Origin of the sequence: Escherichia sp. 93.1518 (genome assembly GCF_013368915.2) — a bacterium.
In the GTDB taxonomy this organism is placed as follows: Bacteria; Pseudomonadota; Gammaproteobacteria; order Enterobacterales; family Enterobacteriaceae; genus Escherichia; species Escherichia ruysiae.
Map to the genome: position 1 here is coordinate 100,713 of NZ_JABWMT020000008.1, position 19,128 is coordinate 119,840.

Annotated in this window: 18 protein-coding genes, 1 other RNA gene and 1 pseudogene; 9 read left to right on the top strand and 11 right to left on the bottom strand. The window is 51.1% G+C overall.

Translation table 11 applies throughout. The features are described 5' to 3' along the window. Window positions 1-77: 77 nt before the first annotated feature. A pseudogene (locus tag HEN21_RS23580) lies at window positions 78-137 on the top strand (hypothetical protein); the annotation flags it as partial. A gap of 73 nt (window positions 138-210) precedes the next feature. Here the strand turns inward: HEN21_RS23580 and ubiI are convergent. The 4 genes from ubiI to ygfB are packed head-to-tail and all read right to left on the bottom strand — an operon-like array spanning window position 211 to window position 4,540. Continuing rightward, entirely contained in the window at window positions 211-1,413 is a 1,203-nt protein-coding gene (gene ubiI / locus HEN21_RS08010; protein ID WP_001192203.1) for an FAD-dependent 2-octaprenylphenol hydroxylase, read from the bottom strand. A gap of 22 nt (window positions 1,414-1,435) precedes the next feature. Further along, window positions 1,436-2,614, bottom strand: a complete 1,179-nt coding sequence (ubiH, locus tag HEN21_RS08015; protein ID WP_176252460.1) for a 2-octaprenyl-6-methoxyphenyl hydroxylase — start codon at window positions 2,612-2,614, stop codon at window positions 1,436-1,438. Next, window positions 2,611-3,936: a Xaa-Pro aminopeptidase gene (gene pepP, locus HEN21_RS08020; RefSeq protein ID WP_176252461.1), complete on the bottom strand. Its 1,326-nt coding sequence runs from the start codon at window positions 3,934-3,936 to the stop codon at window positions 2,611-2,613. The genes ubiH and pepP overlap by 4 nt, the downstream gene beginning before the upstream one ends. A 25-nt stretch (window positions 3,937-3,961) precedes the next feature. Next, the gene (ygfB, locus tag HEN21_RS08025) at window positions 3,962-4,540 is read right to left on the bottom strand and encodes a UPF0149 family protein YgfB (RefSeq protein ID WP_001295378.1); all 579 of its coding nucleotides are present in this window, start codon (window positions 4,538-4,540) and stop codon (window positions 3,962-3,964) included. A 166-nt stretch (window positions 4,541-4,706) separates the two neighbouring features. Here ygfB and zapA point away from each other — a divergent pair, with 166 nt between their 5' ends. The 3 genes from zapA to HEN21_RS08040 all read left to right on the top strand — a co-directional run bounded on the left by zapA (window position 4,707) and on the right by HEN21_RS08040 (window position 5,884). Beyond that, window positions 4,707-5,036, top strand: a complete 330-nt coding sequence (gene zapA / locus HEN21_RS08030; RefSeq protein WP_001276008.1) for a cell division protein ZapA — start codon at window positions 4,707-4,709, stop codon at window positions 5,034-5,036. A gap of 41 nt (window positions 5,037-5,077) precedes the next feature. After that, window positions 5,078-5,261, top strand: a non-coding RNA gene (gene ssrS / locus HEN21_RS08035) — 6S RNA. Window positions 5,262-5,281: 20 nt separating this feature from the next. Further along, the gene (locus HEN21_RS08040) at window positions 5,282-5,884 is read left to right on the top strand and encodes a 5-formyltetrahydrofolate cyclo-ligase (protein WP_016231419.1); all 603 of its coding nucleotides are present in this window, start codon (window positions 5,282-5,284) and stop codon (window positions 5,882-5,884) included. A 100-nt stretch (window positions 5,885-5,984) separates the two neighbouring features. Here HEN21_RS08040 and ibsC read toward each other — a convergent pair whose 3' ends face one another. From ibsC to rpiA, 3 genes are all read right to left on the bottom strand, one after another. Beyond that, window positions 5,985-6,044 carry a type I toxin-antitoxin system toxin IbsC gene (ibsC, locus tag HEN21_RS08045; RefSeq protein ID WP_071525914.1) on the bottom strand — a complete coding sequence of 20 codons (60 nt, stop codon included), beginning with the start codon at window positions 6,042-6,044 and terminating at the stop codon, window positions 5,985-5,987. 238 nt (window positions 6,045-6,282) lie between these two features. Further along, on the bottom strand, window positions 6,283-7,515 hold the full coding sequence (gene serA / locus HEN21_RS08050) for a phosphoglycerate dehydrogenase (protein WP_001151617.1): 1,233 nt from the start codon (window positions 7,513-7,515) through the stop codon (window positions 6,283-6,285). A 258-nt stretch (window positions 7,516-7,773) separates the two neighbouring features. Then, a complete protein-coding gene (gene rpiA, locus HEN21_RS08055) occupies window positions 7,774-8,433 on the bottom strand; it encodes a ribose-5-phosphate isomerase RpiA (protein ID WP_024191163.1) in 660 nt (219 codons plus the stop codon). A 439-nt stretch (window positions 8,434-8,872) separates the two neighbouring features. On the opposite strand from rpiA, the gene argP reads away from it, so the two are divergent. The 5 genes from argP to scpC all read left to right on the top strand — a co-directional run bounded on the left by argP (window position 8,873) and on the right by scpC (window position 15,400). Further along, entirely contained in the window at window positions 8,873-9,766 is an 894-nt protein-coding gene (gene argP, locus HEN21_RS08060; protein ID WP_000828352.1) for a DNA-binding transcriptional regulator ArgP, read from the top strand. Window positions 9,767-9,967: 201 nt separating this feature from the next. After that, complete coding sequence (scpA, locus tag HEN21_RS08065; RefSeq protein ID WP_176252462.1) at window positions 9,968-12,112, top strand: methylmalonyl-CoA mutase; 2,145 nt, start codon at window positions 9,968-9,970, stop codon at window positions 12,110-12,112. Continuing rightward, on the top strand, window positions 12,105-13,100 hold the full coding sequence (gene meaB, locus HEN21_RS08070; protein WP_000606538.1) for a methylmalonyl Co-A mutase-associated GTPase MeaB: 996 nt from the start codon (window positions 12,105-12,107) through the stop codon (window positions 13,098-13,100). The genes scpA and meaB overlap by 8 nt, the downstream gene beginning before the upstream one ends. 10 nt (window positions 13,101-13,110) lie before the next feature. Further along, entirely contained in the window at window positions 13,111-13,896 is a 786-nt protein-coding gene (scpB, locus tag HEN21_RS08075; protein ID WP_000122067.1) for a methylmalonyl-CoA decarboxylase, read from the top strand. Between the two features lie 25 nt (window positions 13,897-13,921). After that, a complete protein-coding gene (gene scpC / locus HEN21_RS08080) occupies window positions 13,922-15,400 on the top strand; it encodes a propionyl-CoA:succinate CoA transferase (RefSeq protein WP_176252463.1) in 1,479 nt (492 codons plus the stop codon). Here scpC and srsR read toward each other — a convergent pair. The 4 genes from srsR to mscS form a co-directional block, all read right to left on the bottom strand. Then, window positions 15,397-16,293 (bottom strand): LysR family transcriptional regulator SrsR, encoded by an 897-nt coding sequence (gene srsR / locus HEN21_RS08085; protein WP_000350789.1) that lies wholly within the window; start codon window positions 16,291-16,293, stop codon window positions 15,397-15,399. The genes scpC and srsR overlap by 4 nt on opposite strands. Before the next feature lie 167 nt (window positions 16,294-16,460). Continuing rightward, entirely contained in the window at window positions 16,461-17,201 is a 741-nt protein-coding gene (locus HEN21_RS08090) for an oxidative stress defense protein (protein WP_000669826.1), read from the bottom strand. Between the two features lie 92 nt (window positions 17,202-17,293). Then, the gene (gene argO / locus HEN21_RS08095; RefSeq protein ID WP_105286525.1) at window positions 17,294-17,929 is read right to left on the bottom strand and encodes an arginine exporter ArgO; all 636 of its coding nucleotides are present in this window, start codon (window positions 17,927-17,929) and stop codon (window positions 17,294-17,296) included. Window positions 17,930-18,067: 138 nt separating this feature from the next. Continuing rightward, window positions 18,068-18,928 (bottom strand): small-conductance mechanosensitive channel MscS, encoded by an 861-nt coding sequence (mscS, locus tag HEN21_RS08100; protein WP_000389808.1) that lies wholly within the window; start codon window positions 18,926-18,928, stop codon window positions 18,068-18,070. Window positions 18,929-19,128: the final 200 nt, after the last annotated feature.

Consider the following 19,128-nt stretch of genomic DNA (forward strand, 5'->3'; position numbering starts at 1 on the left):
TATGATGCTTTCAAGAAACAGATTTGGATAAACCAATATTAAGAACTGAAAATATGTCAAAAATCACTCAATGAAAAAATCGTAACATTAGAAAATATAATGCGAAATTGATGGTGAAATTAGTTTATTTCAAATGAGGAAAATCTCCCGGCGAAAAAACCGGGAGAAGAAAGTGTGATGGGTATCAAATAAAGAGTTGAGGAGAAATTTTTAACGCAGCCATTCAGGCAAATCATTCAATCCCATTGCCTGACGGATAAGTTGTGGCTTAACGCCAGGAAGCGTGTCGGCCAGTTTCAGGCCAATATCGCGCAGCAGTTTTTTCGCCGGATTGGCTCCGGAAAACAGATCGCGAAAGCCCTGCATACCAGCCAGCATCAGCGCAGCACTGTGCTTGCGGCTACGCTCATAGCGACGCAGGTAAATATACTGCCCGATGTCTTTACCCTGACGATGCAACCGTTTCAGTTCAGCAATCAACTCTGCGGCGTCCATAAAGCCGAGATTAACGCCCTGTCCCGCCAGCGGATGAATGGTATGCGCGGCGTCGCCCACCAGCGCCAGACGGTGCGCGGCAAACTGGCGCGCATAACGCCCCGTCAGCGGGAATACCTGACGCTCGCTCTCAACCTTGCATAAGCCCAGGCGATTATCAAAAGCGATATTTAACGCGCGATTAAATTCGTCTTCACCTGCCTGCTGCATCCGCTGCGCTTCCTCTGGCGACAGTGACCAGACAATCGAGCAAAGATGCGGATCGCTAAGCGGTAAAAAGGCCAAAATACCTTCGCCATGGAAAACCTGGCGCGCCACAGCTATATGCGGTTCTTCAGTACGAATAGTCGCCACCAGCGCGTGATGCTGATAATCCCAGAAAGTCAGCGGGATATCAGCTTTGTTGCGCAACCAGGAATTAGCGCCGTCCGCGCCAATCACCAGACGCGCCGTTAACATACTGCCGTCTTTCAGCGTCAGGAAGGTTTCGTTCTCTCCCCAGGCGACCTGCTGTAATTCTGCGGGAGCCAGCAGGGTGATATCTGACGACTGCTGCGCTTTGTTCCACAGCGTGTAGTGAACTACTGAATTTTCAACAATATGCCCAAGATGGCTATAGCCCATGCTTTGATCGTCAAAAGAGATATGACCAAAACTGTCTTTGTCCCACACTTCCATGCCGTGATAGCAACTGGCTCTGCGGGAGAGGATGTCCTGCCAGACGCCAAGACGGGTAAGTAATTTTTCGCTGGCGGCATTGATAGCCGAAACGCGCAGTTGTGGTGGTGCATCCGCCGCCAGAGGTTCCGGTACGCGCTGCTCCAGTACGGCGACGCGTAAGCCACTACCCTGTAAGCCGCAGGCAACCGCCAGCCCCACCATGCCGCCGCCAACAATGGCTACATCAACACTTTGCATTGTTTATTCCTTAAAACCGCCTTCAACGCGCCACCCAACCGAGGGTGCGCTGCGCCAGCACATCGCGTGCCGGGGTGAATAATTCCATCGTCATCAGCCCGATGTTACGCCCAACAACCAGCGGCGCCCAACGGTTGGCAAAAAGATGTACAAGGCTGTCCGTGACACCGATAGTTGCTTCGCGATCGCTCTGCCGACGCTGCTGATAACGGCACAAAATGCCATAATCACCGATATCCTCTCCGCGTTCCTGCGCCTGAGTCAGGGTTTCGGCAAGGCTCATAACATCACGCATACCGAGGTTAAATCCTTGCCCGGCAATCGGGTGCAGGGTTTGCGCCGCATTGCCCACCAGCACGGTGCGATGGGTAATAGGTTTGGCGGCGCGGGTTAACGCCAGCGGATAAGCACTGCGTTTTCCGGTGTGGGTAATTTGCCCCAGCCGCCAGCCAAACGCAGCCTGGAGTTCACAGCAAAACTTCTCGTCGCTCCACGCCAGTACCTCTTCGCGCCGTTCCAGTGGATGACACCAGACCAGCGAACAACGTCCGTCAGACATCGGCAACATCGCCAACGGACCGTATTGCGTGAAACGTTCAAAAGCACGGCCTTCGTGCGCAACGGAGGTCGCAACGTTGGCAATTACCGCCAGTTGTTCGTAAGGCTCCTGCTGCCAGTCAACGCCGCAGGCGCTGGCTAATGCTGAATGGGTGCCGTCAGCGGCTACCAGCACGCGCCCCGTCAGCGTCCCGCCGCTCTCCAGCGTCACTTCAACGGTATCCTGTGTACGGGCAACGTTAGCAACGCGATCCGGGCAATGCAGCGTTACGCCTGGCGCTTTGCGCAACAGCGCAAACAGCCGTTGCCCGACATTATGCAACTCGACAACCTGCCCCAGCGCCGCCAGTTGGTAATCTTCTGCGGCGAGGGTGACGAATCCGGCATGACCGCGATCGCTGACATGCACGGTAGTGATGGCGGTTGCGCAATCAGCCAGAGATTGCCAGACGCCGATACGTGCCAGCTGCTGGCAGGTGCCCGCCGCCAGCGCAATAGCTCGTCCATCAAAGCCCGGATGTGCATGAGACTCTGGCGCGGTCGCTTCAATCAGATGTACCGGCAGCGCCCCATGACTTAAACGGGAAATAGCCAGCGCCAGCGTCGCGCCCGCCATGCCGCCACCGACGATGATTACGCTCATTGCTTTCTCGCAGCTGCCATCAACGCTTCGATTTCTTCCGGCTTTTTCACCACGCTGGCGGTGAGGTTTTCGTTACCGGTTTCGGTAATCACAATGTCGTCTTCAATACGAATGCCGATACCGCGATATTGTTCTGGCACTTCTGCATCCGGCGCAATATACAGCCCTGGCTCTACGGTCAGTACCATGCCCGGTTCCAGAATGCGCGAGCGATCCTGACCATAAACACCCACGTCATGGACATCCAGTCCTAACCAGTGGCTAAGGCCATGCATAAAGAAAGGACGATGGGCGTTCTGAGCGATCAGTTCATCAACATCACCTTTCAGAATGCCGAGTTTTACCAGGCCGCTAACCATGATACGCACCACTTCACCGGTGACTTCCTGAATGGAAGTTCCCGGGCGATAGAGGCGCAGGCTGGTTTCGAGAGACTCCAGCACAATGTCGTAGATTTCACGCTGGGCCTGAGTGAATTTGCCGTTGACCGGGAAGGTGCGGGTAATATCGCCAGCGTAACCTTTGTATTCGCAACCCGCGTCAATCAACACCAGATCGCCGTCGCGCAGTTCACACTCGTTTTCGGTGTAATGCAGAATGCAGCCGTTTTCACCGCTGCCGACAATGGTGTTATAGGAAGGATAACGCGCGCCGTGGCGGTTAAATTCGTGATGAATTTCGCCTTCCAGATGGTACTCGAACATCCCCGGACGGCATTTTTCCATCGCACGGGTGTGCGCCAGGGCGGTGATTTCCCCCGCGCGGCGAAGTACGGCAATCTCTTCTGCCGATTTGAACAGGCGCATTTCATGAACAATGGGACGCCAGTCGATCATCGTTGCCGGAGCGGTGAGATTTTGCCGTGAGCCTTTACGCAGTTTTTCCAGCGCGCTGTTCACGATTTCATCAGCATAGGTATATTCGCCCTGAGCGTGGTAAACCACATCCAGACCGTTGAGCAGTTGATAAAGTTGCTGATTGATTTCGCTGAACGCCAGGGCGCGGTCAACGCCTAGTTTCTCTGGCGCGGCATCCTGACCTAAGCGACGGCCAAACCAGATCTCCGCCGTCAGGTCGCGAACGCGGTTAAACAGAACGCTATGGTTATGAGTGTCATCGCTTTTAATCAGCACCAGCACCGCTTCCGGTTCGTTAAAGCCGGTGAAGTACCAGAAGTCACTGTTTTGACGATACGGGTATTCGCTGTCGGCGCTACGGGTCACTTCCGGGGCGGCAAAAATCAGCGCGGCGCTGCCGGGTTGCATTTGCTCCACCAGAGCCTGACGGCGACGCTGAAATTCTTGCGGGGATATATCACTCATAACACTCTCCTTACGTTTTTTGTTTTTAGTGTAGAGTCGGTTTTTGTACTTCTGGCGCGGTCGGTTGCGGATGAGTAAAAGTGTCGTGGCATAACAGCGCGGCAACACGGACGTACTCGATGATCTCTTCAAGCGACATTTCCAGCTCTTCCTGATCTTCGTCTTCGTCATATCCCAGTTGCGCAATGTTACGCAGATCGTCGATGGCTTCACCGGTTTCGCCAGTCACTTTATCCAGCTTCGGCTGAGTCACGCCAAGACCAAGCAGGAAGTGATTTACCCAGCCTGCCAGCGCATCAGCGCGATCGAAAACGCTGACATCATCGCCATCAGGCAGATAAAGCTGAAAAAGGAAGCCGTCATCCTGCAGGGCATCGCTGGTGGCTGAGTGCATTTTGCGCAATGCCTGTGCCAGCTCATGACCGAAAGCCATGCCTTCGTTCGTCAGGTCGTGAAGCAGCGGCAGCCATGAACTGTCATCATTGCCACCGCAAATCATCCCGCTGATTAAACCGTGCATCTCAGCAGGGGTCAGACCCGTCCCTTGTTGGTTCAGATACTGGTTCATTTCGTTGTAACCAGGCATTTCGTTCTGTATAGACATAAGCATTCGTCATCAAAGGGAGGAAGATTCATGATATGCTACCACTTTGGACCCTGGTGAACCAGAAAAGGGCTTGTCTCTTCTCATCAGGGTAGCTATAGTTCGCCCCTTCGCAGACCATGGGTCTGAAGACGAAGGAAGCGCAGTCAATCAGCAGGAAGGTGGCATGTCTGCACAACCCGTCGATATCCAAATTTTTGGCCGTTCACTGCGTGTGAACTGCCCGCCTGACCAAAGGGATGCGTTGAATCAGGCCGCAGACGATCTGAATCAGCGGTTGCAAGATCTGAAAGAACGCACTAGAGTCACAAATACTGAACAGTTGGTCTTCATTGCTGCATTGAATATCAGCTATGAGTTAGCGCAAGAAAAAGCGAAGACTCGTGACTACGCGGCAAGTATGGAACAACGTATTCGGATGCTGCAACAGACCATAGAACAAGCGTTACTTGAACAAGGTCGCATCACCGAAAAAACGAACCAAAACTTTGAATGACACTTTTCGGTTTACTGTGGTAGAGTAACCGTGAAGACAAAATTTCTCTGAGATGTTCGCAAGCGGGCCAGTCCCCTGAGCCGATATTTCATACCACAAGAATGTGGCGCTCCGTGGTTGGTGAGCATGCTCGGTTCGTCCGAGAAGCCTTAAAACTGCGACGACACATTCACCTTGAACCAAGGGTTCAAGGGTTACAGCCTGCGGCGGCATCTCGGAGATTCCCTTCTTATCTGGCACCAGCCATGACGCAACTACCAGAACTCCCACAGACATTATCCCGACAAGAAATCCGTAAAATGATTCGGCAACGTCGTCGTGCGTTAACGCCGGAACAACAGAAAGAAATGGGTCAACAAGCCGCTACCCGGATGATGACTTATCCCCCGGTGGTGATGGCGCATACGGTCGCTGTATTCCTCTCTTTTGATGGCGAGCTCGACACCCAACCGCTCATAGAACAACTCTGGCGTGCCGGTAAGCGCGTGTATCTTCCAGTTTTGCATCCCTTTAGTGTCGGTAACTTACTATTCCTGAATTACCATCCGCAAAGTGAACTGATAGTGAACAGGTTAAAGATCCACGAGCCGAAACTGGACGTGCGCGATGTGCTTCCTCTTTCCCGGTTAGATGTGCTGGTCACGCCGCTGGTCGCCTTTGATGAGTACGGTCAACGCCTGGGAATGGGCGGCGGTTTTTATGATCGGACATTGCAAAACTGGCAGCACTACAAAATGCAGCCAGTAGGTTATGCGCATGATTGTCAGTTAGTAGAAAAACTGCCGGTTGAAGAGTGGGATATCCCACTGCCTGCGGTGGTTACACCGTCGAAAGTCTGGAAGTGGTGAGGGCGATACACCTGCATCGCCCTGATTGACATCGTTGATTCTTTGACCTAATTTAGTGAGTAAGGGTAAGGGAGGATTGCTCCTCCCCTGAGACTGACTGTTAATAAGCTGGGAAACTTATGAGTAACAGTACAATCAGTATGATGACAAGTCGCATCATAACCCTTCTCCTTCAAGCCCTCGCTTCGGTGAGGGCTTTACCGTTACAGCCCTGTGCTGTCCCGCCATCGCAAATCCTCTTCGAATAAAGGCAACGCATTGATCTGGCTTTGATTTATTTCTTCGAGCAGACTCGCAAAGCCGATTGCAGCACACTGCAAATGCAGTGATAAGCGCGGGAAAAGGGATAAAAAAACGGGCAAGTCAGCGACCTGCCCGTTGTTTGTCAGAGAAGGGAATCAGTACAGCAGACGGGCGCGAATGGTGCCCGGAATCGCTTTCATTGCCTGTAATGCTTTTTCAGCAACGTCTTCATCTGCTTCAATGTCAATAACTACGTAGCCCATCTGAGCAGACGTTTGCAGATACTGCGCGGCGATGTTAACGCCCTGCTCTGCAAAGATTTTGTTCAGCGCAGTCAGCACGCCCGGACGGTTTTCGTGGATGTGCATCAGACGGCGGCCACCGTGCAGCGGTAGCGAGACTTCCGGGAAGTTCACCGCAGAGAGCGTGGAGCCATTGTCAGAGTACTTGATCAATTTACCCGCAACTTCCAGGCCGATATTCTCCTGCGCTTCCTGAGTCGAACCGCCAATGTGCGGCGTCAGCAGGACGTTGTCGAATTCGCACAGCGGAGAAGTAAACGGATCGCTGTTGGTCGCCGGTTCTGTTGGGAATACGTCGATTGCCGCACCAGCCAGATGTTTGCTCGCCAGTGCGTCACACAGCGCCGGAATATCAACCACAGTACCGCGCGAGGCGTTAATCAGCAGCGAGCCGGGCTTCATCAGCGAGATCTCTTTCGCGCCCATCATGTTTTTGGTGGACGGGTTTTCAGGCACATGCAGGCTCACCACGTCACTCATATTCAGCAGGTCGGAAAGATGTTGCACCTGCGTCGCGTTGCCCAGCGGCAGTTTGTTTTCAATATCATAGAAGTAAACATACATCCCCAGCGACTCCGCCAGAATGCCAAGCTGCGTACCGATATGACCATAACCAATGATACCCAGCTTTTTGCCGCGCGCTTCAAAAGACCCCGCTGCCAGTTTGTTCCATACGCCACGGTGCGCTTTGGCGTTGGCTTCCGGCACTCCGCGCAATAGCAGCAGAAGTTCGCCAATCACCAGCTCGGCGACAGAACGCGTATTCGAAAACGGTGCGTTAAATACCGGAATCCCGCGTTTTGCCGCAGCATTTAAATCAACCTGGTTTGTGCCTATGCAGAAACAGCCAATAGCGACCAGCTTTTCTGCGGCATTAATCACTTCTTCGGTCAGATGGGTACGGGATCGCAGGCCGATGAAGTGGGCATCGCGGATGGATTCTTTTAATTGTTCATCATCCAGCGCGCCTTTATGAAATTCGATGTTGGTGTAACCTGCCGCGCGAAGACTTTCCAGCGCCTTTTGGTGCACGCCTTCTACCAGCAGAAACTTAATCTTGTCTTTCTCCAGCGATACCTTTGCCATTTACCCAATCCTGTCTTTGAAATGTTGTGTGTGGATTTACATCCGCCTTTCAACATATCAAAAAATAATAATGCGGCAATATGAACGTTTGCGTCGCGATGTTGAGGAAATATCACGAGAGGTTGATTAACAGAAGAAAATGCTGAAGATGAGACTTTCTTTAGCGTGTTAGGCAAAAGTGAGTTAAAAACGTGATAGATGTCACCAAATTTAACAATGCAAAAAATTTTTAACGGGGGAACGAACTCCCCCGTCAGATCATTTCACAATGGTTTTAACGCCGTCAGGCGTGCCAATCAGCGCGACGTCCGCGCCACGGTTGGCAAACAGACCAACAGTAACCACACCTGGAATCGCGTTAATCGCATTTTCCATCGCCACCGGATCAAGGATTTCCATACCGTGGACGTCGAGGATTACGTTGCCGTTATCAGTCACCACGCCCTGACGATATTCCGGACGACCGCCAAGTTTCACCAGTTGACGAGCCACTGCACTACGCGCCATCGGAATCACTTCCACCGGCAACGGGAATTTGCCCAGAATATCGACCTGCTTGGAGGCGTCCGCGATGCAGATAAATTTCTCTGCAACCGAGGCGATGATTTTTTCACGCGTCAGCGCCGCACCGCCGCCTTTGATCATCTGCATATGACCGTTGATTTCATCTGCACCGTCAACGTAGATGCCGAGGCTGTCAACTTCATTGAGGTCAAATACATGAATGCCAAGGCTTTTTAGTTTTTCAGTGGATGCATCCGAGCTGGAAACTGCCCCTTCAATCTGACCTTTCATCGTGCCAAGTGCATCAATAAAGTGTGCGGCGGTGGAACCTGTACCAACACCAACAATGGTTCCGGGCTGAACATACTGAAGTGCCGCCCATCCTACTGCTTTTTTCAATTCATCCTGCGTCATGATCGTTTCGCCTGTGGTATGAAATTTCAGACGCATTATATACAAAAAAAGCGATTCAAACCCCGTCAGCAAGTCGTACGGATAACTCATCCATGAAATAACAGACAATGGCGGACATCCCCTTTCACCCCGGCAAAGCTGGGTATCAGGAGGCATCAGAATTACCCTTCTATCCCCCAGTCTGCATATCTGAAACTACGCCGATAAAGGTGAAGCTCTGTAATACAATTAATTGATAATATTACCAATAAAAATCACATCCAGTGCCAGTAACTCGCCCACAGAACCTTGCCTGTACGCTCCACAAAGCCTAAAAAAACACGGTGTTGTCAGTCAAAATTTCCATTATGGCTGCTTTTGTATACGTTAAATGCTCTGTACCCAAAGCAAAATTATGTCATAGTTCGGCATAAGAAAATTTGAGGAGCAGGTTAAAGCAATGAAACGCCCGGACTACAGAACATTACAGGCACTGGATGCGGTAATACGTGAACGAGGATTTGAGCGCGCGGCACAGAAATTGTGCATTACGCAATCAGCCGTCTCACAGCGCATTAAGCAGCTGGAAAATATGTTCGGGCAGCCGTTATTAGTGCGTACTGTCCCGCCGCGACCTACAGAACAAGGGCAAAAACTGCTGGCACTGCTTCGCCAGGTCGAATTGCTGGAAGAAGAGTGGCTGGGGGATGAACAAACCGGTTCAACCCCGCTACTGCTTTCACTGGCGGTCAACGCTGACAGTCTGGCAACCTGGCTGCTACCGGCGCTGGCTCCGGTGCTGGCTGATTCCCCTATTCGTCTGAACTTGCAGGTGGAAGATGAAACCCGCACCCAGGAACGTCTGCGTCGCGGTGAAGTGGTTGGCGCGGTGAGTATTCAACATCAGGCGCTGCCCAGTTGTCTTGTCGATAAACTTGGCGCGCTCGACTATCTGTTCGTCAGCTCCAGACCATTTGCTGAAAAATACTTTCCCAATGGAGTAAGCCGCTCCGCGCTGCTCAAGGCTCCGGTGGTGGCGTTTGACCATCTTGACGATATGCACCAGGCATTTTTACAGCAAAACTTCGATCTGCCGCCAGGTAGCGTGCCGTGCCATATCGTTAACTCGTCTGAAGCCTTCGTTCAACTCGCTCGCCAGGGAACAACCTGCTGTATGATCCCACACCTGCAAATTGAGAAAGAACTGGCGAGCGGCGAGCTGATCGACCTTACGCCAGGGCTGTTTCAACGGCGAATGCTCTACTGGCACCGCTTTGCCCCAGAAAGCCGCATGATGCGTAAAGTCACCGATGCTTTGCTCGACTATGGTCACAAAGTGCTTCGTCAGGATTAATCAATCACTTAATGCCTGGTAGCACATATCAGGCATTTTCCTTTTTTCTTTTTACCTTCTTTGAACAACGTCACGAAACAGACAAATCTCACGCGGCAAAAAACGACGTCCCAATGCATTTTTTTTGCTGGCGACAACCCCGTGTAAAAAGCTCACCGTAAGCGCATCCCACCATTTTGATTGCGTTTTATGGAGCAAATAATGTCTAACGTGCAGGAATGGCAACAACTTGCCAACAAGGAATTGAGTCGTCGGGAGAAAAACGTCGACTCACTGGTACGGCAAACGGCGGAAGGGATAACCATCAAGCCGCTGTATACCGAAGCCGATCTCGACAATCTGGAAGTAACCGGCACTCTTCAAGGCTTGCCCCCCTACGTTCGTGGTCCACGTGCCACCATGTATACCGCTCAACCGTGGACCATTCGTCAGTATGCTGGTTTCTCCACGGCAAAAGAATCTAACGCCTTTTATCGCCGTAACCTCGCTGCCGGGCAAAAGGGCCTTTCCGTTGCCTTTGACCTCGCCACCCACCGTGGTTACGACTCTGACAATCCGCGCGTTTCAGGCGACGTCGGTAAAGCAGGCGTCGCTATCGACACCGTTGAAGATATGAAGGTGCTATTCGACCAGATCCCGCTGGATCAAATGTCGGTTTCGATGACTATGAACGGGGCGGTGTTGCCGGTCCTGGCGTTTTATATTGTGGCAGCAGAGGAACAGGGCGTGTCGCCTGAGAAACTCACAGGCACCATCCAGAACGACATTCTGAAAGAGTACCTCTGCCGCAATACCTACATTTATCCGCCAAAACCGTCGATGCGTATTATCGCTGACATCATCGCCTGGTGTTCCGGCAATATGCCGCGCTTTAATACCATCAGTATTAGCGGTTACCACATGGGCGAAGCGGGAGCAAACTGCGTGCAGCAGGTGGCATTTACTCTCGCTGATGGAATTGAGTACATCAAAGCTGCACTTTCTGCTGGCCTGAAAATTGACGACTTTGCCCCGCGCCTGTCGTTTTTCTTTGGCATCGGTATGGATCTTTTCATGAACGTCGCCATGCTGCGCGCCGCACGTTATCTCTGGAGTGAGGCGGTAAGCGGATTTGGAGCCAAAGATCCAAAATCACTGGCACTGCGCACCCACTGTCAGACCTCAGGCTGGAGTCTCACCGAGCAAGATCCCTATAACAACGTTATCCGCACCACCATTGAAGCGTTGGGCGCCACACTTGGCGGTACACAATCACTGCATACCAACGCTTTTGATGAGGCACTTGGACTGCCAACCGACTTCTCGGCACGTATAGCCCGTAATACTCAGATAATCATTCAGGAAGAGTCAGAAATCTGCCGCACCGTCGATCCACTGGCCGGATCTTATTACGTTGAGTCGTTGACCGATCAGATCGTTAAACAAGCCAGAGCTATTATCCAACAGATCGATGAGGCTGGTGGCATGGCGAAAGCGATCGAAGCGGGTTTGCCAAAACGAATGATCGAAGAAGCGTCTGCGCGTGAGCAGTCACTGATCGATCAGGGCAAACGAGTGATTGTTGGTGTTAACAAGTACAAGCTGGATCACGAAGACGAAACCGATGTCCTTGAGATAGACAACGTGATGGTACGTAACGAGCAGATTGCTTCACTGGAGCACATTCGCGCCACCCGCGATGATGCTGCCGTAACCACCGCACTGAATGCTCTGACTAATGCGGCACTGCAAAGCGAAAACCTGCTGGCTGCTGCTATTAATGCGGCACGCGTTCGCGCGACATTGGGTGAAATCTCCGATGCGCTGGAAGCCGCTTTTGACCGTTATCTGGTGCCGAGCCAGTGTGTTACTGGCGTGATTGCGCAAAGCTATCATCAGTCGGAAAAATCAGCTTGCGAATTTGATGCGATTGTTGCGCAAACGGAACAGTTCCTCGCGGATAACGGCCGTCGCCCGCGCATTCTGATCGCCAAAATGGGGCAGGATGGACACGATCGCGGGGCCAAAGTCATTGCCAGCGCCTATTCCGATCTTGGATTTGACGTTGATTTAAGTCCGATGTTCTCGACACCAGAAGAGATCTCCCGCCTGGCGGTGGAAAACGACGTTCATGTGGTGGGGGCGTCCTCACTCGCTGCCGGGCATAAAACACTGATCCCGGAACTGGTAGAAGCCCTCAAAAAATGGGGACGCGAAGATATCTGCGTAGTCGCTGGCGGCGTTATTCCACCGCAGGATTATGCCTTCCTGCAAGAACGTGGCGTGGCAGCGATTTATGGTCCGGGTACTCCCATGCTCGACAGCGTACATGATGTACTGAATCGGATTAGCCAGCGTCATGATTAACGAAGCCACGCTGACAGACAACATTCGGCGCTTACGTCAGGGTGAGCGTGCCACGCTCGCCCAGGCGATGACGCTGGTAGAAAGCCGTCATCCACGTCATCAGGAACTAAGTACTCAGTTGCTCGACGCCATCATGCCGTTTTGTGGAAATGCACTGCGCCTGGGCGTTACCGGCACACCTGGCGCGGGGAAAAGCACCTTTCTTGAAGCTTTCGGTATGTTGCTGATTCGCCAGGGGCTGAAAGTCGCGGTAATTGCCGTCGATCCCAGCAGCCCAGTGACCGGTGGCAGCATTCTTGGCGATAAGACCCGGATGACCGAACTGGCGCGTGCCGATACGGCATTTATTCGCCCGGTTCCATCATCCGGTCATCTGGGCGGCGCCAGCCAGCGGGCGCGGGAGTTAATGCTGTTATGCGAAGCGGCGGGTTATGACGTGGTGATCGTTGAAACCGTCGGCGTCGGGCAGTCGGAAACCGAAGTAGCCCGCATGGTGGACTGTTTTATCTCACTGCAAATCGCCGGTGGTGGTGATGATCTCCAGGGCATTAAAAAGGGGCTGATGGAGATGGCAGATCTGATTGTCATTAACAAAGACGATGGCGATAACCACGCGAATGTCGCCATTGCCCGCCATATGTACGAGGGCGCTCTGCATATTCTGCGTCGCAAATATGACGAATGGCAGCCGCAGGTTCTTACCTGTAGCGCGCTGGAAAAATGCGGTATTGATGAGATTTGGCACGCAATTATCGATTTCAAAACCGCACTTACCGCCAGCGGTCGTTTGCAACAAATGCGGCAACAACAATCGGTGGAATGGCTGCGTAAACAAACCGAAGAAGAGGTGCTGCACCACCTGTTCGCGAATGAAGATTTCGATCGCTATTACCGCCAGACGCTATTAGCAATCAAAAACAATACGCTCTCGCCGCGCACCGGCTTGCGGCAGCTCAGTGAATTTATCCAGACTCAATATTTTGATTAAAGGAATTTTTATGTCTTATCAGTATGTTAATGTCATTATCATCAACAAAGTGGCGGTCATTGAGTTTAACTATGGCCGCAAACTCAATGCATTGAGTAAAGTCTTTATTGACGACCTGATCCAGGCGCTAAGCGATCTCAACCGACCCGAAATTCGCTGTATCATCCTGCGTGCCCCGAGTGGTTCCAAAGTTTTCTCCGCAGGCCACGACATCCATGAACTGCCATCAGGCGGTCGCGATCCTCTCTCTTACGATGATCCGCTACGGCAAATTACCCGTATGATCCAAAAATGCCCGAAACCGATTATCTCAATGGTCGAAGGTAGCGTCTGGGGAGGTGCTTTTGAAATGATCATGAGTTCCGATCTGATCATCGCCGCCAGCACATCGACCTTCTCAATGACCCCAGTTAACCTTGGCGTACCGTATAACCTGGTGGGCATCCACAACCTGACCCGCGACGCGGGCTTCCACATCGTCAAAGAACTGATATTTACTGCTTCGCCAGTCACCGCCCAACGCGCGCTGGCTGTTGGCATTCTCAACCACGTTGTTGACATCAGCGAGCTGGAAGATTTCACCCTGCAAATGGCGCACCACATTTCCGAAAAAGCACCGCTGGCGATCGCGGTAATCAAGGAAGAACTGCGCGTGCTGGGCGAGGCGCACACGATGAATTCAGACGAATTTGAACGTATTCAGGGGATGCGCCGAGCGGTTTATGACAGCGAGGATTATCAGGAAGGTATGAACGCTTTCCTGGAAAAACGTAAACCTACTTTCGTCGGGCATTAATGCTCAGCGAATGAAGGAGCAAAAGATGAATATGATCTGGGCAAGGATGACCGCCGATGAAGCGGCGGAAATTATCCAGCACAATGATATGGTAGCATTCAGCGGCTTTACCCCTGCGGGTTCACCTAAAGCTCTACCTGTCGCTATTGCTCATCGTGCCAACGAACAACATGAGGCGAAAAAACCGTACCAGATTCGCCTGCTAACCGGAGCGTCAATTAGCGCCGCCGCCGATGACGTGCTCTCTGAAGCTAACGCCGTTTCATGGCGCGCTCCGTATCAAACATCATCTGGGTTACGCCAAAAGATCAATCAGGGGGCAGTCAGTTTTGTTGATCTACACTTGAGCGAAGTCGCGCAAATGGTTAACTACGGCTTCTTCGGCGACATTGATGTTGCGGTAATTGAAGCCTCAGCCATCGAGCCGGATGGACGTGTCTGGTTAACCAGTGGGATCGGTAACGCTCCGACCTGGTTACTGCGGGCCAAGAAAGTAATCATTGAACTCAATCACTATCATGATCCGCGCATTGCGGAACTGGCGGATATTGTGATTCCTGGCGCACCACCGCGACGCAATAGCGTTTCGATCTTCCATGCGATGGATCGCGTCGGTACTCGTTATGTGCAAATTGATCCGAAAAAGATTGTCGCGGTCGTGGAAACCAACTTACCTGATGCAGGTAAGCTGCTGGATAAGCAAAATCCCATGTGCCAACAGATCGCCGACAATGTGGTTACCTTCTTATTACGTGAAATGGCACAGGGGCGCATTCCGCCGGAATTTCTGCCACTGCAAAGTGGGGTAGGCAACATCAATAATGCGGTAATGGCGCGTCTCGGGGATAACCCGGATATTCCACCGTTTATGATGTATTCGGAAGTGCTACAGGAATCAGTAGTTCATCTTCTGGAAACCGGAAAAATCACCGGAGCCAGCGCCTCCAGTCTGACTATCTCTGCCGATTCACTGCGTAAGATTTATGACAATATGGACTATTTCTCCTGTCGCATTGTGTTACGTCCGCAGGAGATTTCCAATAACCCGGAAATTATCCGCCGCCTTGGCGTTATCGCTCTGAACGTCGGCCTGGAGTTTGATATTTACGGGCACGCCAACTCAACGCATGTTGCCGGTGTTAATTTAATGAACGGTATCGGCGGCAGCGGTGATTTTGAACGCAATGCTTATCTGTCGATCTTTATGGCGCCGTCGATCGCCAAAGAAGGAAAAATATCAACCATCGTGCCGATGTGTAGTCATGTTGATCACAGCGAGCACAGCGTGAAAGTGATCATCACTGAACAAGGGATCGCCGATCTGCGCGGCCTCTCTCCACTTCAGCGCGCACGCGCTATCATCGATAACTGCGCCCATCCCATGTACCGTGACTATCTGCATCGCTATCTGGAAAATGCCCCTGGCGGGCATATTCACCACGATCTTAGCCACGTTTTCGATCTGCATCGTAACTTGATCGAAACGGGTTCAATGCTGGGTTAATTGCTCGTACCATCACGATCTTCAGCAATTTGCTGTAGCATCGTGGCGGTATAGCGATGATTTTTCAGTGAATAGAGATATTCCTGCATATACATTGGCGTATGCGGCGCATCAAAATATTTCAGCGTTGCCGGATTCACCAGTCGCCAGGCAAAATGTGGAATGACTGTCAGAAAATGTCCGCGCTCAACGGCGCTGATTTTGGCCATAAAACTGTAGGGGCGATAAATGATTGTTGGATTGATCCCACAAGGGCGCATGTTCGCATCAATCATCGCTTCATAGTTAGCGCGGTTCTGAAAGCGCATCTGTAACCACGGTAGCTCCTGTAATAACTCCTGCTCCTGACGTTCTTCAAAACGGCGGGAAACAAGAAACCCTAGCCGCAGCGGCGACAGTTCGCTGATAGTTAGATTTTCCAGCCCCTTTACTCGGGCGGATACATGCTGCGGAGAGATAATAAAATCAAACTGACGGTAGAAGAGATTATCGATAACCCCATTTTCGCTAAACTCAACCGGCTGAGCAGTCACCCCTTCATATTTATCACCAAGACTGATTAGCTGATCAAAAATAATCGTCGGATAAGTATTATCGATGCCAATGACAATTTCATGAGAATGACGCCCGGAATTATGAATTTCATTATCAATAGCAGAAAGTCGTTGGTAAACCGGGAATAGTTTTTGATAAAGTTCCTGCCCGGCTTTATTAAGGCTAATGTTGTTATCTTTACGGGTAAACAGCGTATAACCAATTTGCTCCTCCAGCGCGGCAATACTTTTGCCAAACGGTGAAGCCGTCATATGAATCTTTTCTGCTGCCCGAGCAATATTATTGGTTTGCGCTAATAAAATAAAATTGCGCATCTTTTTCGAAATAAAAATATCCATACTCTCTCCCAAACATCACTGTCCGCTTAACCGTTTCAGTTATTCAATCTTTGATGAAATCGCGAGCAAAGATAGGTAATTGCATCATGGTTTTACAGAAAATTACAGAAAAAGGAGACGATATAAGGTGAAGACATTAGCCCGACAAATGAGTCGGGCTAAATGTATTATTGTGCGGTAGGTGTTTTTGCAGGTTGCTGATCAACGGGTTCTAACTGGAAGACCACATCCACCTGATCATCAAACTGAATAGCGGCCTGCTCGTAAGTTTCCTGAGCAGAAACCGGCGCGGCATCAGCTTTCATCATCCGAACCATCGGGCTGGGCTGATAGTTGGAAACATGGTAGCGCACGCTATACACCGGTCCCAGTTTGCGATTAAAGCCATTTGCCAGCTCCTGCGCCTGATGAATCGCGTTATCTATCGCTGCCTTACGCGCTTTATCTTTATAGGTATCCGGTTGCGCTACGCCCAACGAAACAGAACGAATTTCGTTAAGACCGGCCTTCAGCGCACCATCCAGCAACGAATTCAGTTTGTCTAACTGACGAACTGTTACTTCTACCGTTCTCACTGCCCGATAGCCTTTCAGAATACTTTTGCCATCCTGGTAATCGTAATCTGGCTGGGTACGTAAATTCGCAGAACTGATATCTTTTTTCGCGATCTGATTGAGTTCAAGGAAAGAGATATATTGCGCCACGCGCTCATCCGCTTGTTTCTTGGCGGTAGCAGCATCCTTCGCTGCCACATTAACTTCAATAGCAAGAGTGGCAATGTCTGGCACTGCATCTACGCTTGCCGTTCCTGAAGTGACAATGTGCGGACCATCCGGTAGTTCATTGGCCTGTACTGCCATCCCGCTGAAACCCATCAATGCCGCCAGGGCGATAACTTTGAACTTCACGTTAGTCTCTCCGTGTTAATTTACTTGCCCAAAATTCAAAACCTCTGTAGGCAAGCTTAGCGTCTCTGTTTTTATTTTCCATAAGATAGCGCCTAACTGAACAAGGCTTGTGCATGGGCAATACCATCTCTCGCCAGCTGTAGGGCGATAAACCACATTACGCTACCAACAATAATATTAATAATACGCTGCGCTTTGGCAGTACGCAGACGCGGTGCCAACCAGGCTGCGAGAAGAGCCAGACCAAAGAACCACAAGAAAGAGGCGCTAATCGTCCCAAGCGCAAACCAGCGTTTTGGTTCGACGTCGAGCTGCCCGCCGAGGCTCCCCAATACCACAAAGGTATCCAGATAAACATGGGGATTCAGCCAGGTCACTGCCAGCATGGTGGCAATAATTTTCCAGCGTCCCTGTTTCATGACTTCAGCACTAACCAGCTCAATATTACTGCTCATCGCCGTTTTAAAAGCGCCAAAGCCATACCACAGCAAGAAGGCAACGCCGCCCCAGGTCACTAAGGCCAATAACCACGGTGACTGCATCAGTAACGCGCTACCGCCAAAAATCCCGGCGCAAATCAGAACCAAATCGCTGATTGCACAAAGTAAGGCAATCATAATGTGGTACTGGCGGCGAATACCCTGATTCATCACAAAAGCATTTTGTGGACCGAGCGGCAGGATCATAGCCGCACCAAGTGCAAGACCTTGAAAATAATAAGAAAACACGTTAAACATTCCGAATTAATTATCTGATGCAGAGACTATAGCGCGGGATTGTTATTAGCGGAAATTGATAATATTAATTGGCAATCAGAATAACTAATAAGAGAGAGGCCAGATAGTATTATCTGGCCTCAGCGTTGATTATGCAGCTTTGTCCTCTTTCACCCGCTTAAAATTCACATCCATTTGCGGGTACGGGAAGCTGATACCAGCAGCATCAAATTCGCGTTTAATACGCTCCAGCACATCCCAGTAAACGTTTTGCAGATCGCCGCTGTTGCTCCAGACGCGGACCACGAAATTAATCGAGGATGCGCCAAGCTCGTTCAGACGCACGGTCATTTCGCGATCTTTTAAAATGCGATCGTCAGACTGGATAATATCGGTCAGGATCTGCTTCACCTGATCGATATCGGAATCATACGCCACACCAATGATAAATTCGTTACGGCGCGCAGGCTCGCGAGAGAAGTTAATAATATTACCGGCAATAATTTTACCGTTCGGGATAACGATAATTTTACCGTCTGCGGTGCGCATAGTCGTAGAGAAAATCTGCACGCTCTGCACTGTACCGGCAACACCGCCGAGGTCGACATATTCACCGGCACGGAACGGGCGGAACAGTACCAGCAACACGCCAGCGGCCAGGTTAGACAGAGAACCCTGCAACGCCAAACCTACAGCTAAACCTGCGGCACCCAGCACGGCGATAACCGATGCGGTTTGAACGCCCACGCGACCTAACGCTGCGATCAGCGTAAAGGCAATAATCGCATATCGGGCTAATGCAGAGATAAAATCAGCTACGGTGGCATCTATGTTACGGGAGATCATCAGGCGATTCACCGCGTTGGAGATCATCCGCGCGACAATCAAACCGATGATGATAATCGCGAGAGCCGCCACGATGTTTACAGCATAACTCAGCAACAGCGCCTGGTTGTTCACCAACCAGGAACCTGCACCGTGTATGCTATCGACAACATTCAAATCTTCCATTCAATATTCCTTTTTAACTGACTCAAAATGGAGAAATACACTCCGCCGCCTTATGACGGGCGGTCTGACAAGGGTAAACAATAAAGTATAATTTTGCCAAATAGATCACAAAATTCTCATCTGCATCACCTTGCTTTTGGCGAAAAAAAGCCCGCTATGCTGGCCTCCTCAGATTGTTGACAAGGTGCGCTTTGTTCATG